Origin of the sequence: Alkalibacterium thalassium, from assembly GCF_900101165.1 — a bacterium.
In the GTDB taxonomy this organism is placed as follows: Bacteria; Bacillota; Bacilli; order Lactobacillales; family Carnobacteriaceae_A; genus Alkalibacterium; species Alkalibacterium indicireducens.
On sequence record NZ_FNFK01000005.1, the window covers coordinates 1 to 13915 of the forward strand.

Consider the following 13915-nt stretch of genomic DNA (forward strand, 5'->3'; position numbering starts at 1 on the left):
GTATGTGTAAAGTTATTCTCGGAAATTTATTCTAGAAATCTGAAACGTAGTTTATTGTTTTTGTCTTTCTCAAGCCTTTTTTGCTCTTCGAGCTTTTAAAAGGCTTGAGAAAGTCAGTTCTAATTAAATAATTTCTGTAATTGCCCCATTGGACTTGATGGAGAGCCATTATTAGCTATTCTTCCAATTTTTACACCTATTGAAGGTCTATGTTGGCTTTTCTTCAAAGCTGCTCTCACTGCACCCTTAAACTCCGGCTGGAGTTTCGTTGTAAGTTCCGGTATTTTATCTGTTAGCGCTTTGAGAAACGTTCCGTTCTTACGTGCAGATATGATCGCTGCTACATTCCCAGCACCTTGAGCTGAAAACCCTCGTCCTTGTCGTTTCATACGATAACTATAAGGACGATGATTACTTTCGCAAACACCAATCCCTTTATTTACGGGTAAATCCCTCATTTTAAATGGTTTAAGACTTTCCCAATTTCTATATAGATAAGCTTTTAACATGGTAAGTTCTTCCTGAAATTCAGTTGCTTTTTCATTGTTAATTTCAATGCGACTCTCCGTTGTAGCGATTATGGTTTCAATACGATCCCAATCGTATGTACGCACAGCTTCTTTCATTTTCTTTTCCATCTTTTTATCAAAATACATTCGTTGTTTGATTTTCTCGTTTACATGATAAGCATCTCTAAAATGTTCGTGTCGCTGGCATTTGCCAATGATTTGATGGAATTTATCTTTGTCGTAACCACTGCCTCCATCACTGTTTGAAATGACGATCGTCTCGCGTATATCATACAGCGACTCTAACCAAAGGCTTGCACGTTTAAAAGCTTCTTTACTTGATACAGTACTCTCAAACATTTTAGAATTAATTAAGACAGGTCTTTTCTGTTTTCCTTTATACTCTACCCCTTCATGAAACTGAACACGATGAATCTCAGGACGTTTTTTCTCCTTGCCTTTTGTAAGCATTAACCCGTCACCTTCAATAAATAAGACAGGCGTTTTTTTCTTATCTTTCTGAGACGTCTCGTCTTGAAGAGGTGCTGTTTCTGTCCATTCTTGAATGGTTTCACCGACTTTTTGAGTGATAGTATGAATGGTCGTATGACTCAGCGAAAAAGATGTAAGAAGATTAATAGCTTCTTCTGCTTTGCGGTACGTTCCATCTGAAGCTATTTGAGCTGCTTTCATCTCTACAAGAGGAGAATTACGGATTCTAGGCTTTAAGCCGACGGCTTTATCAAAAGGAATCACACTTTTTTCGCCTTCTTTTCGCATACGGTGGCGTTCAAATTCAACGGTTCCGAATGTAAATTGAAGCGTACGGTCAGGCACACTGTCAATCTCATATCCTTGTTCTTTGTAATCATGAAGTAATTCTAAATCAATCTGTTTAATAGCGGCACTGAGTAACTGTTGAGTGATACGTTGAAAAACCGTTTCTAAGGCTAATTCTGCTTCTAAAAGGGAAGAAGAATCCTTTAAAGTTGTGATGATTTCTGATATAATTTGATTCATAAGAAGACCTCTTTCTCTAGCGTTGTCGTTATCTCTAGATTAAGGGTCTTCTTTCTTTTTGTCTAGGTCGAATTTCCCCTCTTCCGACATTAATTTTACACATAGAAGCCGCCATCATCGAAACAATCTGTTGATAAAGCATTGAGTAAATGCTGCTTTATGTATATAGTAGGAGAATAGCAGTGAAAAAAGGAAGTGTGTAAATAGATATGGCAAACAGGAAATTATTCGTATTTGACATTGACGGCACTCTGCTGGACGAGAACAAGCAGATTCCTGACAGTACGAGAGAGGCAGTTAAGAGACTGGCTGAAAATTATGAAGTAGCTATAGCTACTGGCAGAAACCGGACCATGGCTTCAGAAATTATTGAGGAACTGGCCATTGAAAACTATATTGTCTGCAATGGTGCAGCTGCATATTATAAGCACGATTCAATCTATACCAATTTTTTAAATAAGGATGAGCTTGATCGCCTTATTAGATTAGCTGACGAGAACGGACATCAAATTGTATATGAAACTGTCGATGAGCTCAAAAGACGAAGCAGCCAGGCAAATAAGAGGATGGAGGAAGGAATGGCTCATGTCGGGTTTCCAGTACCTGAACACGATCATGACTACTATAAGGAACAGTCTCTTGTACAGTGTCTGATTTTTTATACAGAAGAAGAATCCTCATTGTATGAAGATGGACAATTTGATCATTTCAGATTTGTGAGATGGCACGACAAAGGGGTCGATGTTCTTCCTGTTGGAGGATCCAAGTTTTCGACTATTGAACGTCTGGCTGAACACCTTGATATAAGAAATGAAGATATTGTGGCCTTCGGTGACGGATTTAATGATATGGAAATGATTAAACATGTCGGCACTGGTGTAGCGATGGGTAACGCTGAAGCTGAGGTAAAAAAAGTTGCTGATCTTGTAACAACAAGCAGCAGTGAGAATGGTATTCAGCTGGCTCTTGAAAAATTGGGTTTCAACTGATGAAATATGTCAATCTTGTGAAAAACGACTGGGAAACCAGTCTTTTTTCTATGATCTTATAGACAAAGTAGGGTCTATGAGTAATAATAAGAAAGTATGACGCAGGGGGTATAGCTCAGTTGGGAGAGCGCTTCGCTGGCAGCGAAGAGGTCGTCGGTTCGAGCCCGTCTATCTCCATTCAACCATCTAGCGTAACTACGCTGAGGAAAGAGGAATTGATGTGATATCTGAAAACCAGCTGCATATTACTCAATACACTGTCATATCACAGAATGTGAAGTATGGCTTTCTGTTAAGTCTGGCACTGTTTTTTGCTTCTCTGGCATTCTTATTCAATACCCCTCAGGAAATCATCACTGGACAGATTACGATCTTAACTTCTCCAGCCAATCTGACAACCGATTATTTTGCACTTTCAAACGTAGGCGCTACGCTTTTTAATTCTGCATTATTGACAGCGCATTCTATTGGTATCATCCGCCTGACGCGGGCGAAAGTCAACGGTCCGATTATTGCCGCTGTCTTTACAGTAGCTGCCTTTTCATTTTTTGGTAAAAACCTGTATAATTCCATGCCGATTGTTCTGGGTGCTTTTGCTTATGCAAGGGTAACGGGAGTCCCGGCAGAGAAATCCTTGCTGGCCGCTTTATTCGGGACAGCACTTGGACCGCTGGTGAGTGAAGTGACATTCAATATAGGTCTGCTGCTCCCGGTAGGTATTTTTTATGGATACTTAGTCGGATTTGTTGCTGGCTTTATCCTTCCGCCTCTGGCTAAGCACTTTGTCGGGTTTACAAAAGGTTTCAGTGTCTACAACGTTGGTTTCACCAGCGGTATAGTTGGAACAATTTTTACCTCACTTCTGAGAAGTACTGGTAGAGACATTGAACCCGTTTCAATGATATCCAGCGGAAACAATCAGCCATTTACTATCATTTTTTTAACTTTGTTTACTCTGATGCTAGTAGGGGGGCTGTATTTAAATTCCTGGACGCTGAATGGTTATGGCGCACTGATCAAGCATTCCGGCCAGCTGTCCACTGACTTTCTTACTACCAACGGATTCAGTGTTACCCTGATCAATATGGCACTGCTAGGTTTTGTCTCGACATTTTATGTGCTGTTTCATGGCGGAGAAATAAACGGACCGGCTATCGGTGGGATACTTACAGTTGTCGGGTTCGGTGCATTCGGGAAACACCTCCGCAACGTTATTCCTATTCTCATAGGGGTCACCTTGATGGGATATATCAATGGGTACGACATGAGTGCAACATCGGTAGTAATCGCAGGGTTGTTCGGGACGACGATTGCGCCTATAGCAGGTCGCTACGGCACGCTGATCGGTATTCTTGCCGGCGCACTTCACCTTAGTGTCGTCAGCAATACAGGGTATCTGCATGGTGGGATCAATTTATATAATAACGGGTTTGCAGGAGGCTTCGTAGCAGCCATTATGATTCCTCTGCTGGAAGCAATTCAGTATCAGCAGCAGAAGAGAAGACAGCTGAGAGAACCGGTGGATCCTGCGGATGAAATTAGAGTAGAGGAACGCTGACTTATAAGTTAACCTAAATTGAAAAGACGATAGTCTTTCCGGCCACTTTAAGCCGGAAGGACTATCGTCTTTTTACATTATTATTCAGGTAATTCGCATTCGTATTAGTCTTCTACTGTACCTAGTACATCAATGTCATCTGGCAGTGCCAATGGATTTTCAGGATCGATTCGATCGTAGAACATGATGCCGTTCAGGTGATCGATTTCGTGCTGGACGACAATTGCCGGAAAATCTCTTAGTCGAATGCTCTGTTTTTTTCCGTCCAAGTCAAAGTAATCCACTTTAATCCGCTTGTGTCTTGGGACATAGCCTGGAACTTCGCGGTCGACAGACAGGCAGCCTTCTCCATCTGACAGGCAAGTCTGCTGGACAGAATGACTGATGATTTTAGGGTTGATCATCACAGCGCTGAACTCGGGGGTGCTGTCTTCTTCATCTGCCGAAGGGACATGTACAGCAATCAGCCTTTTAGATACATCGACCTGGGGAGCTGCGATTCCCACTCCAGGTCTCAATTCATACTTTTCAGCAAGGTCAGGGTCCTGACTGTTCTTTAAAAACTGAAGCATATCTTCTGCGAGCGACTTTACTTCAGGATCTAAAGGAAATTCAATTGTTTCAGCAATTTGTCTTAAAGTAGGGTGTCCTTCTCTAATGACATCTTTCATAGTTAACACGCATATAACCTCCAATGCTATTATTCTTTTCCTATTCTAACAAATATGAATAGGTCCCGCACCTCAAATATTCCTATAGTCAAAATAAAAGTATTCTAATAATAAATAGTGATCTGATTCACATGCGAAAAGCTGCTTATCCTTCCAATGGTACAAAGACATAGCTCTAAGTTCTTTTATATAACAGATAAAATGCCTGTATTACTTTAATTAATCAAGTTCCGGAGGGTATCGTATGGGGAAAGTATAACAGCGTGTTTGTTATAGTTATCACAATGGGCTGTAATTGCTTTAATATCAAGGATTTATACTGCGACACTACATGAATATCGCTTGCATTAATTCATGAATCATGATAGATTTAGAAAGGAATGGATTAAAATGTAACAGGGGATATTATCTGTTATATTGAACTTTAAAAACAGAGAGGAATGGGTAATCTATGGCAAAGCAACCAGTTGATTACGAAGCATTACTAAGTACAATCGAAGCTTCGTTTCCGATGGTTCAAATTCTGGATAAAGATGGGAAAATCGTCAACGAAGACATTATGCCGGATTTATCTGATGATGAATTAGTAGAATTAATGAGAAGAATGGTGTGGTCACGTGTTCTTCACGATCGCTCAATGGCACTTGCACGTCAGGGAAGACTAGGTTTCTATGCACCTACTATGGGGCAGGAAGCTTCTCAGTTAGCAAGTCATTTTGCATTTAAGAAACAGGACTGGTTCTATCCTGGGTACCGTGATGTACCTCAGTTGATCCAGCACGGTCTACCTGTATCACAGGCTTTTTTATGGTCTCGTGGACATGTAGAAGGAAACAACTATCCTGAAGATTTACACGCTATTCCACCTCAAATCATTATCGGTGCTCAATTTATTCAAGCAATGGGTAATGCCGTGGGACAGAAAATGGCTGGGAAAGAAGATGAAGTGACATTCACCTATACTGGTGACGGTGGATCTTCTCAAGGTGATGTATACGAAGGGATGAACTTTGCCGGACGTTACAAAGCGCCTGTCGTATTCTTTATCCAAAACAATGGGTATGCAATCTCTACTCCACGTGAGAAGCAGTCTGCTGCTAACACACTTGCTCAGAAAGCTGCTGCTGCAGGTATCCCTGGTGTTCAAGTTGATGGAATGGACCCACTTGCAGTATATGCTGTTACTAAACAGGCTCGTGAATGGGCTGCTGCAGGAAACGGACCAGTATTGATCGAAACAATCACGTCACGTTTCGGCCCTCACTCAACTTCAGGTGATGATCCTACACGTTACCGTGAACAGGAATCATTTGACTACTGGGAACAGAGAGATCCACTTATCCGCTTCCGTAACTTCCTGACTGAAAAAGGTCTGTGGTCAGAAGAACAGGAAGAAAAACTGATTGAAGAAACTAAAGAAGAAATCAAACAAGCTGCTAAAGAAGCAGATCAAGCTCCTAAGATGAAAATTTCAGACTTCCTGAAAAACATGTACAATGAGCCTGGTCAGAACATTAAAGAGCAGATTGAGAAATACGAAGCAAAGGAGAGTAAATAATCATGGCGAATCTTACAATGATTCAAGCAATCACGGAAGCACTTGATCAGGAAATGGCCCGTGATGAAAAAGTCCTGGTTTTCGGTGAAGACGTAGGTAAAAACGGCGGAGTATTCCGTGCGACTCAAGGACTTTTCGACAAGTACGGTGAAGATCGCGTCAGTGATACTCCACTTGCTGAATCTGGTATCGGAGGAATGGCTTTTGGTTTAGCTGTTCAAGGTTTCCGTCCAGTTATGGAAATCCAGTTCTTCGGATTCGTATTCGAAGTAATGGATTCAATTGTTGGTCAAATGGCTCGTACCAGCTACCGTATGGGTGGAAAACTGCACCTTCCGGCAGTTGTTCGTTCACCATTTGGTGGAGGAGTACACACGCCTGAAATGCACGCAGACAGTCTTGAAGGACTAATGGCTCAGTCTCCTGGACTTAAAGTTGTTATCCCTTCAAACCCTTACGATGCAAAAGGTCTTCTAACTTCAGCAATCCGTGACGAAGATCCGGTTGTTTTCCTTGAGCACATGAAACTTTACCGTTCTTTCCGTGATGAAGTTCCTGAAGAACAGTACACTGTACCTCTAGGTAAAGCTGCTGTAGCTAAAGAAGGAACAGACGTAACAGTTGTAGCCTATGGTTACATGGTCCGTGAAGCATTGAAAGCTGCTGAACAGCTTGAAAAAGACGGCGTATCTGTTGAGGTGATCGACCTGCGTACTGTTTCTCCAATCGACTATGAAACTGTTGTAGCTTCTGTTGAGAAAACTGGCCGCATGGTCATGGTTCAGGAAGCTCAGCGCATGGCTGGAGTAGGAAACACGGTTATTTCTGAAGTGTCTCAACGTGCAATCCTTTCTCTGGAAGCACCTATCGGATTTGTTACAGCACCTGATACAGTTTATCCATTCGGACAAGCTGAAAACGCTTGGTTGCCGAACGCTAAGGACATTACTGATTCAATCAAAGAAACCGTTGAATTTTAATATAATTTGATACAGTAAACTCAAAAAGGAACATTCTTTTTAACTCGATACAAGAGAATAGAAAGATTGTTCCTTATTGAGTAAATTTAATTTCTTAAATGAAATCATTATAGAAGGGAAGAAGAATAATGGCTTTTACATTTAAACTCCCTGATGTTGGGGAAGGTATGGCTGAAGGCGAAATCGTCAGCTGGTTAGTTTCTGAGGGAGACACAGTTGAAGAAGGCGATTCGATTGCAGAAATCCAAAACGATAAATCAGTTGAGGAACTAGCTTCTCCAGTTGATGGAACAATCAAAAAATTCTTAGTTGAACCAGGTACAGTAGCTTCTGTAGGAGATCCAATCGTTGAGATCGACGCAGAAGGTCATGAAGGTGGCGAGGAAGAAGCTGATTCAACTGAAGAAGCAGCTGAATCTGAAATGTCATCTGAAGAAACTGCTGCTGGAACAGAAGAAACAGATCCAGCAGGTTCAGAAGGTGCTACTTCCGGTGAGGTAGTTAAAACATCTGATCCGAATAAACGTGTACTGGCTATGCCATCTGTTCGACAATATGCGCGTGAAAAAGATGTAGACATCAGCCTGGTTGAAGCCACTGGTAAAGGTGGACGTACAACTAGAGACGATATCGACCGCTTCTTGCAAGGTGGCGGAGCATCTGCTGAATCTAAATCAGCTGATCAAGGGTCTTCTTCTGAAGAAGGAACTTCAACTGAAAGCAAGCACATTCAACGTGTATCTTCAGAAGCGAAACCATTCAAATCTGGTCGTTCTGATGAAGAAACTAGAGAAAAAATGTCTACTACTCGTAAAGCAATCTCTAAAGCAATGGTCAACAGTTCATTGACAATTCCTTCAGTATCACTGTTCGATGAAGTTGATGTAACTAAATTGATGGCTCACCGCACTAAATTCAAGACGATTGCCGCTGAGCAGGATGTTAAACTGACATTCCTACCTTACATTGTTAAAGCTGTCATCTCAGTTATGAAGAAATTCCCGGCATTGAACTCATCTATCGATGATACAACTGATGAAGTAGTCTACAAAAACTACTTCAATATCGGTATTGCTGCAGATACTGAACAGGGACTTTACGTGCCAGTTGTTTCAGATGCTGATAAGAAATCAATGTTCGACATTGCATCAGAAATTTCAGAACTTGGGGCTAAAGCTCACGAAGGTAAATTGAAATCCAGCGACATGGCTGACGGCTCTATTTCAATTTCCAACATCGGTTCTGTTGGCGGCGGATGGTTCACACCAATCATCAACCACCCTGAAGTTGCCATTCTAGGTGTTGGCCGTATCGCTAAAAAAGCGATCGTAAACGACGAAGGTGAAGTCGTTGCTGCTCCAATGCTTGCATTGTCACTAGTATTCGACCACCGAGTAATCGATGGAGCGACAGGTCAGAAAGCTATGAACGAACTTAAACGTCTATTAGCAGATCCTGAATTATTATTAATGGAAGGATAAGGTGAATCGTAAATGGTAGTAGGAGATTTCGCAATTGAACTGGATACAGTAGTTATCGGAGCTGGACCTGGCGGATACGTAGCTGCAATCAGAGCTGCTCAAATGGGACAGAAAGTTGCTATTGTAGAAAAAGAATATATCGGTGGTGTATGCTTGAACGTTGGATGTATTCCATCTAAAGCATTGATCGCTGCTGGTCACAAATACCAGGATTCTCTTGATTCTACATCTTTTGGTGTATCATCTGAGAACGTAACGATCGACTTCGCTAAAACTCAGGAATGGAAGAACAATCAAGTTGTTTCTAAACTGACTAAAGGTGTTGAAGGTCTGCTTAAGAAGAATAAAGTTGAGATTCTTGACGGAGAAGCTTTCTTCGTTGACGAAAATACTCTACGTGTTATGGGCGAAGATAAAGCTCAGACTTATTCTTTCAACAACGCTATTGTTGCAACAGGAAGCCGTCCGGTTGAAATCCCAGGATTTAAATTCGGTGAACGTGTTCTTGATTCAACTGGCGCATTGAACCTATCTGAAATTCCTGGAAAAATGGCTATCGTCGGTGGTGGATACATCGGTTCTGAATTAGCAGGAGTTTACGCTAACTTAGGTACCGAAGTCACTATCCTTGAAGGTCTGCCATCTATCCTTAATGGTTTCGACAAAGATATGGTTAAACTTGTTGAGAAAAACTTTAAATCTCGTGGCGTTGACATCGTTACTGATGCAATGGCTAAAGAAGCTGTTGTTTCAGATAACGGAGTGACAGTTAAATATGAAGCTAAAGGAGAAGAAAAATCTCTTGACGTGGATTACGTACTTGTCACTGTAGGACGTCGTCCAAACACTGACGAGTTAGGTCTTGAACAGGCTGGCGTTGAAGTTGGAGACCGTGGTCTGATCAAGGTCGACAATCAGGGACGCACGAACGTATCAAGCATCTGGGGCATCGGAGACGTTGTACCTGGACCTGCGTTGGCTCACAAAGCCAGCTATGAAGCTAAAATCGCAGCGGAAGCTATCTCAGGTAAGAAAGTAGCGGTAGATTACCGTGCACTTCCTGCAGTAGCCTTCACTGATCCGGAAATTGCTTCTGTTGGTTTAACAGAAAGTGAAGCGAAAGAACAGGATATGGATATTAAAGTCACTAAATTCCCACTTGGCGGAAACGGACGTGCATTATCTCTTAATGCCACTGAAGGATTTGTCAGACTGGTCACTACAAAAGAAGATAATGTCATTGTAGGGGCTCAGGTTGCAGGAATCAGTGCATCTGATATCATTGCTGAATTAGGGTTAGCTATTGAAAGTGGTATGAATGCTGAAGATATCGCATTGACTATCCACGGCCACCCTTCACTAGGCGAAACAGTTATGGATGCTGCTGAAGCTGCTTTAGGATTACCAATCCACATGTAAGATTCAACAACTGGTTAGAAAGACCTTTAGTATGACTAGAGGTCTTTCTTTCTGTACATAGTCACCGAAGATTTTGCTTTTTGTCTTCACTTTTATTAAAATAAACCTATTCATTCGACACAGAAGAGGAGAATACGATGACAAATCCAGAGAATAGACATGCATTGATTCTACAATGGTTAAAAGAAATCAAGTCATATATTACTGAACAGAAGAACAATGATTTGAACGTCGAGCAGAAAACAGCAGACAACGATCTGGTAACGAAAATGGATCGCTCGATAGAAGAGGAACTAGTAGAAAAAATTCGTAAGCATTTCCCCGATGATAAAGTTGTAGGGGAAGAAGGCTTTGGAGACGATGTATCTAGTATGGATGGGACTGTCTGGTTTATTGACCCAATCGACGGCACACTTAACTTCGTCAAGCAGCAAGAAAACTTCGCCGTTATGCTGGCAGTTTATGAAGATGGAATAGGCCAATCTGCTTATGTGTTTGACATCACGGGAGATAAATTGTACAGCGCAACTAAAGGGAAAGGCGTCAGTTGTAATGGTCAAAGGTTAGCTGAACCTGCGGACCTTTCACTCAGAGAGGGACTGATTGCAGCCAGTTCTGCACTGATGATGAAAGAAGAAAAAACAATTATACGTGAGATTGGAAATACGAGCATGGGAGTACGTATGCTAGGATCTGCTGGTCTTGAGAGTGTAGAGGTAGCTAAGGGAAGTGTAGTGGCTTATGTGGCTTCTAATCTCAAACCTTGGGATGTCGCTCCTGGACTTGTATTTATGGAAGAGTTGGGGATGTCTGCTGTGACGTTTACTAATGAACCGATCGATCTCCTGACTAACAATGACATTGTCTTTTCGACAAAAAATGCACACAAAGACATTATTAAGATGCTTAACGCTTAAAAAACGTTGTACATGTCTTCTAATTACTGATATAATATTCTCTGCAACAATACAGGATATCTGGGAAACATTTATTCTTGAGTTAGGTATTCAGGAGTAAGTGTTTTTTTTTGTGAAAGTATATGAAAGTGTTATGAAAACACTATAAGCCAATTATTGATTTAGAACCACAAACTGGAGGAAATTTATGAATAGACGAGATGATATAAGAAATATTGCAATTATTGCCCACGTTGACCACGGAAAAACTACCTTGGTTGACGAACTGCTGAAACAGTCGGACACTCTGGACGCGCACAGCGAACTAGGGGAAAGAGCTATGGATTCCAACGATATCGAAAGAGAACGTGGTATTACGATTCTTGCGAAAAACACAGCAGTTAAATACAAAGATCACCGTATCAATATTCTGGATACCCCAGGACACGCCGATTTTGGTGGAGAAGTGGAACGAATCATGAAAATGGTTGACGGTGTTATCCTTGTCGTGGATGCTTATGAAGGAACGATGCCTCAGACACGTTTCGTTTTAAAGAAAGCTTTGGAAATGAAACTTCGTCCACTAGTTGTCGTAAACAAAATCGATAAAGATACTGCTAGACCAGCCGAAGTGGTTGACGAAGTATTAGATTTGCTGATCGAACTGGATGCTGACGAAGATCAGCTGGAGTTCCCGGTTATCTATGCCTCTGCAATCAACGGAACAAGCAGCTATTCTGCAGACTTGAGCACTCAGGAAAAAACGATGGAACCAGTCTTTGAAAGTATTCTTAAAGAAGTTCCATCTCCAGTAGATAACAGCGAAGATCCGCTGCAGTTCCAAGTCTCTCTACTTGATTATAACGATTATGTCGGTCGTATCGGAATTGGACGAGTATTCCGTGGAACCATTAAAGTTGGAGATAACGTTACATTAAGTAAACTTGACGGCACAACTAAGAATTTCCGTGTAACCAAATTGTTTGGATACTTCGGTTTACAGCGTGTTGAAATTGAATCGGCTAAAGCAGGCGATCTGATTGCTGTTTCCGGTTTTGAAGATATCTTTGTTGGAGAGACGGTAACACCTGTTGATCATGTAGATCCACTTCCGATCCTTAGAATTGACGAACCAACTTTACAAATGACTTTCGTTGTAAATAACTCTCCATTTGCTGGTAGAGAAGGTAAATTTGTGACTTCTCGTAAAATTGAAGAGCGCTTGATGCTTCAGTTACAGACAGACGTATCATTAAAAGTTGAACAGACAGACTCACCTGACGAATGGATCGTTTCAGGTAGAGGAGAACTGCACCTATCTATTCTTATTGAAAATATGAGAAGAGAAGGATACGAACTGCAAGTTTCCAGACCTGTGGTTATTATTAGAGAATTCGACGGTAAGAAATTTGAACCGTTTGAAAGAGTTCAAATCGATACTCCAGAAGAATACATGGGTAGTGTCATTGAAAACTTAGGAACTAGAAAAGCAGAAATGCAGGACATGATTCATACTGGAAATGGACAAGTTCGTTTAATATTCCTTGCTCCTGCCCGTGGTCTGATTGGATTTACTAACGAATTTCTATCTATGACACGTGGATACGGAATCCTGAACCACACATTTGACCAGTATTTACCAATGCTTAGCGGTAAAACAGGTGAACGTAGAAATGGTGCACTGGTTTCTATGGAAAATGGTGTGGCTACAACTTACGGCATTATGAACCTGGAAGATCGTGGAGTGATCTTCGTAGAACCGGGTACTGAGATTTACGAAGGAATGATCGTTGGTCAGCATAACCGTGACAATGATCTGGCCGTTAACCTGACTAAAGAAAAACAGAAAACAAATATTCGTTCAGCTAACAAGGATCAGACCAATGTCATCAAGCGTCCAAGAATCATGACACTTGAAGAATCACTTGAGTTCCTGGCTGACGATGAGTACTGTGAAGTAACGCCTGAGTCAATCAGACTGAGAAAGAAGATACTGAACAAGAATGAACGTGAAAAAGCAGCTAAGAAATCTAACAGCTAATTAAACTGTGTGATAGTCTGAAGCTGATCTCCAGGTCATATAGCCTTTCACATTCCTGAGCAGTATGCTATACTAATGTAAGTTATAGACTACTTATGGATGATAAGGAAAGGAAATGCCTATGGATCAGCTGCAGACTGCTCTAGCTAAAGATGTTCTTAACGAAGATGCGAAAAAGATATCATCACTGATTGAAAATCAGCAGCATCTTTGTGTATCGTGTCCTGCTTTTGAAGAAGTCATAGATACTCAAATGTTCGGATTTTCGAAGAAAGTAGAATTTGCTATCGCTATGGGTATGATTGATGAAGAAGAAGGGCATCTGATGCTCGGGACCCTTGAGAAACATTTAAATGATGTTTACTCAGAGGCTTTTAACTCTAAACAAAATGACTGAAACTTAAAAAACCCTCTCACAAAGAGGGTTTTTTTGATATAATGAAAAAAACTCTTGAAGGTGAATCTAATGAGCGAACAAAAAAATGGAAGAGCCGGGCTTATCGTATGGCTTTATACTACAAAATATGTAAATAAACTAAAACGTTATGGGCTAGTGCACTATGTCTCTAAAAATATTAATTACGCAGTTCTGTATGTGAACAAGGACGAACGTGAAGATCTGAGTAGAACCATCAGCAAACAGCATTTCGTCAGAAAAGTGGAAAATGCCTACCAGTGCGAGCTGCCGAAGACATTTGACGGTGTTCTCGACAAAGTGACGGAGATGGCAAAGAAAAAAACTGAACTTGAAAAATCTGAACTGGAAACATCCAGACGAGTCATTTAACGTAAT

General features: G+C 41.2%; 12 protein-coding genes and 1 tRNA gene. 11 read left to right on the forward strand and 2 right to left on the reverse strand.

Annotation, left to right across the window (positions count from 1 at the left end):
• Positions 1-119: 119 nt before the first annotated feature.
• Positions 120-1529 carry an ISLre2 family transposase gene (locus BLR76_RS02175; RefSeq protein WP_091263916.1) on the reverse strand — a complete coding sequence of 470 codons (1410 nt, stop codon included), beginning with the start codon at positions 1527-1529 and terminating at the stop codon, positions 120-122.
• 209 nt (positions 1530-1738) lie between these two features.
• Between BLR76_RS02175 and BLR76_RS02180 the strand changes: the two genes are divergently transcribed.
• The 3 genes from BLR76_RS02180 to BLR76_RS02190 all read left to right on the forward strand — a co-directional run bounded on the left by BLR76_RS02180 (position 1739) and on the right by BLR76_RS02190 (position 4076).
• Positions 1739-2518 carry a Cof-type HAD-IIB family hydrolase gene (locus BLR76_RS02180; RefSeq protein ID WP_091264901.1) on the forward strand — a complete coding sequence of 260 codons (780 nt, stop codon included), beginning with the start codon at positions 1739-1741 and terminating at the stop codon, positions 2516-2518.
• 104 nt (positions 2519-2622) lie between these two features.
• Positions 2623-2695 (forward strand) — tRNA-Ala (locus BLR76_RS02185).
• Between the two features lie 43 nt (positions 2696-2738).
• Complete coding sequence (locus tag BLR76_RS02190; protein WP_091264903.1) at positions 2739-4076, forward strand: DUF1576 domain-containing protein; 1338 nt, start codon at positions 2739-2741, stop codon at positions 4074-4076.
• Between the two features lie 104 nt (positions 4077-4180).
• Here the strand turns inward: BLR76_RS02190 and def are convergent, their stop codons facing one another.
• A complete protein-coding gene (def, locus tag BLR76_RS02195) occupies positions 4181-4756 on the reverse strand; it encodes a peptide deformylase (protein ID WP_091264905.1) in 576 nt (191 codons plus the stop codon).
• A gap of 442 nt (positions 4757-5198) precedes the next feature.
• Between def and pdhA the strand changes: the two genes are divergently transcribed.
• The 8 genes from pdhA to BLR76_RS02235 all read left to right on the forward strand — a co-directional run bounded on the left by pdhA (position 5199) and on the right by BLR76_RS02235 (position 13909).
• Positions 5199-6305 carry a pyruvate dehydrogenase (acetyl-transferring) E1 component subunit alpha gene (gene pdhA, locus BLR76_RS02200; RefSeq protein ID WP_091264908.1) on the forward strand — a complete coding sequence of 369 codons (1107 nt, stop codon included), beginning with the start codon at positions 5199-5201 and terminating at the stop codon, positions 6303-6305.
• A 2-nt stretch (positions 6306-6307) separates the two neighbouring features.
• On the forward strand, positions 6308-7285 hold the full coding sequence (locus BLR76_RS02205) for an alpha-ketoacid dehydrogenase subunit beta (protein ID WP_091264912.1): 978 nt from the start codon (positions 6308-6310) through the stop codon (positions 7283-7285).
• Positions 7286-7413: 128 nt separating this feature from the next.
• The gene (locus tag BLR76_RS02210; protein WP_091264914.1) at positions 7414-8766 is read left to right on the forward strand and encodes a dihydrolipoamide acetyltransferase family protein; all 1353 of its coding nucleotides are present in this window, start codon (positions 7414-7416) and stop codon (positions 8764-8766) included.
• A gap of 12 nt (positions 8767-8778) precedes the next feature.
• Positions 8779-10185 carry a dihydrolipoyl dehydrogenase gene (gene lpdA, locus BLR76_RS02215; RefSeq protein ID WP_091264916.1) on the forward strand — a complete coding sequence of 469 codons (1407 nt, stop codon included), beginning with the start codon at positions 8779-8781 and terminating at the stop codon, positions 10183-10185.
• Positions 10186-10322: 137 nt separating this feature from the next.
• Positions 10323-11102, forward strand: coding sequence for an inositol monophosphatase family protein (locus tag BLR76_RS02220; protein WP_091264919.1), 780 nt, complete (start codon positions 10323-10325; stop codon positions 11100-11102).
• 187 nt (positions 11103-11289) lie between these two features.
• Complete coding sequence (gene typA, locus BLR76_RS02225; protein WP_091264921.1) at positions 11290-13122, forward strand: translational GTPase TypA; 1833 nt, start codon at positions 11290-11292, stop codon at positions 13120-13122.
• A 121-nt stretch (positions 13123-13243) separates the two neighbouring features.
• The gene (locus BLR76_RS02230) at positions 13244-13519 is read left to right on the forward strand and encodes a DUF1507 family protein (RefSeq protein WP_091264923.1); all 276 of its coding nucleotides are present in this window, start codon (positions 13244-13246) and stop codon (positions 13517-13519) included.
• A 69-nt stretch (positions 13520-13588) separates the two neighbouring features.
• Positions 13589-13909: a YlbG family protein gene (locus BLR76_RS02235; protein ID WP_091264926.1), complete on the forward strand. Its 321-nt coding sequence runs from the start codon at positions 13589-13591 to the stop codon at positions 13907-13909.
• Positions 13910-13915 lie beyond the last annotated feature (6 nt).

What these genes read in the sequence shown, in the direction of transcription:
- BLR76_RS02205 (WP_091264912.1), top strand. Translation starts at nt 6,308, where the DNA reads ATGGCGAATCTTACAATGATTCAAGCAATCACGGAAGCACTTGATCAG.
- BLR76_RS02235 (WP_091264926.1), top strand. Translation starts at nt 13,589, where the DNA reads ATGAGCGAACAAAAAAATGGAAGAGCCGGGCTTATCGTATGGCTTTAT.
- BLR76_RS02230 (WP_091264923.1), top strand. Translation starts at nt 13,244, where the DNA reads ATGGATCAGCTGCAGACTGCTCTAGCTAAAGATGTTCTTAACGAAGAT.
- BLR76_RS02180 (WP_091264901.1), top strand. Translation starts at nt 1,739, where the DNA reads ATGGCAAACAGGAAATTATTCGTATTTGACATTGACGGCACTCTGCTG.
- BLR76_RS02220 (WP_091264919.1), top strand. Translation starts at nt 10,323, where the DNA reads ATGACAAATCCAGAGAATAGACATGCATTGATTCTACAATGGTTAAAA.
- BLR76_RS02175 (WP_091263916.1), bottom strand. Translation starts at nt 1,529, where the DNA reads ATGAATCAAATTATATCAGAAATCATCACAACTTTAAAGGATTCTTCT.
- BLR76_RS02210 (WP_091264914.1), top strand. Translation starts at nt 7,414, where the DNA reads ATGGCTTTTACATTTAAACTCCCTGATGTTGGGGAAGGTATGGCTGAA.
- lpdA (WP_091264916.1), top strand. Translation starts at nt 8,779, where the DNA reads ATGGTAGTAGGAGATTTCGCAATTGAACTGGATACAGTAGTTATCGGA.
- pdhA (WP_091264908.1), top strand. Translation starts at nt 5,199, where the DNA reads ATGGCAAAGCAACCAGTTGATTACGAAGCATTACTAAGTACAATCGAA.
- typA (WP_091264921.1), top strand. Translation starts at nt 11,290, where the DNA reads ATGAATAGACGAGATGATATAAGAAATATTGCAATTATTGCCCACGTT.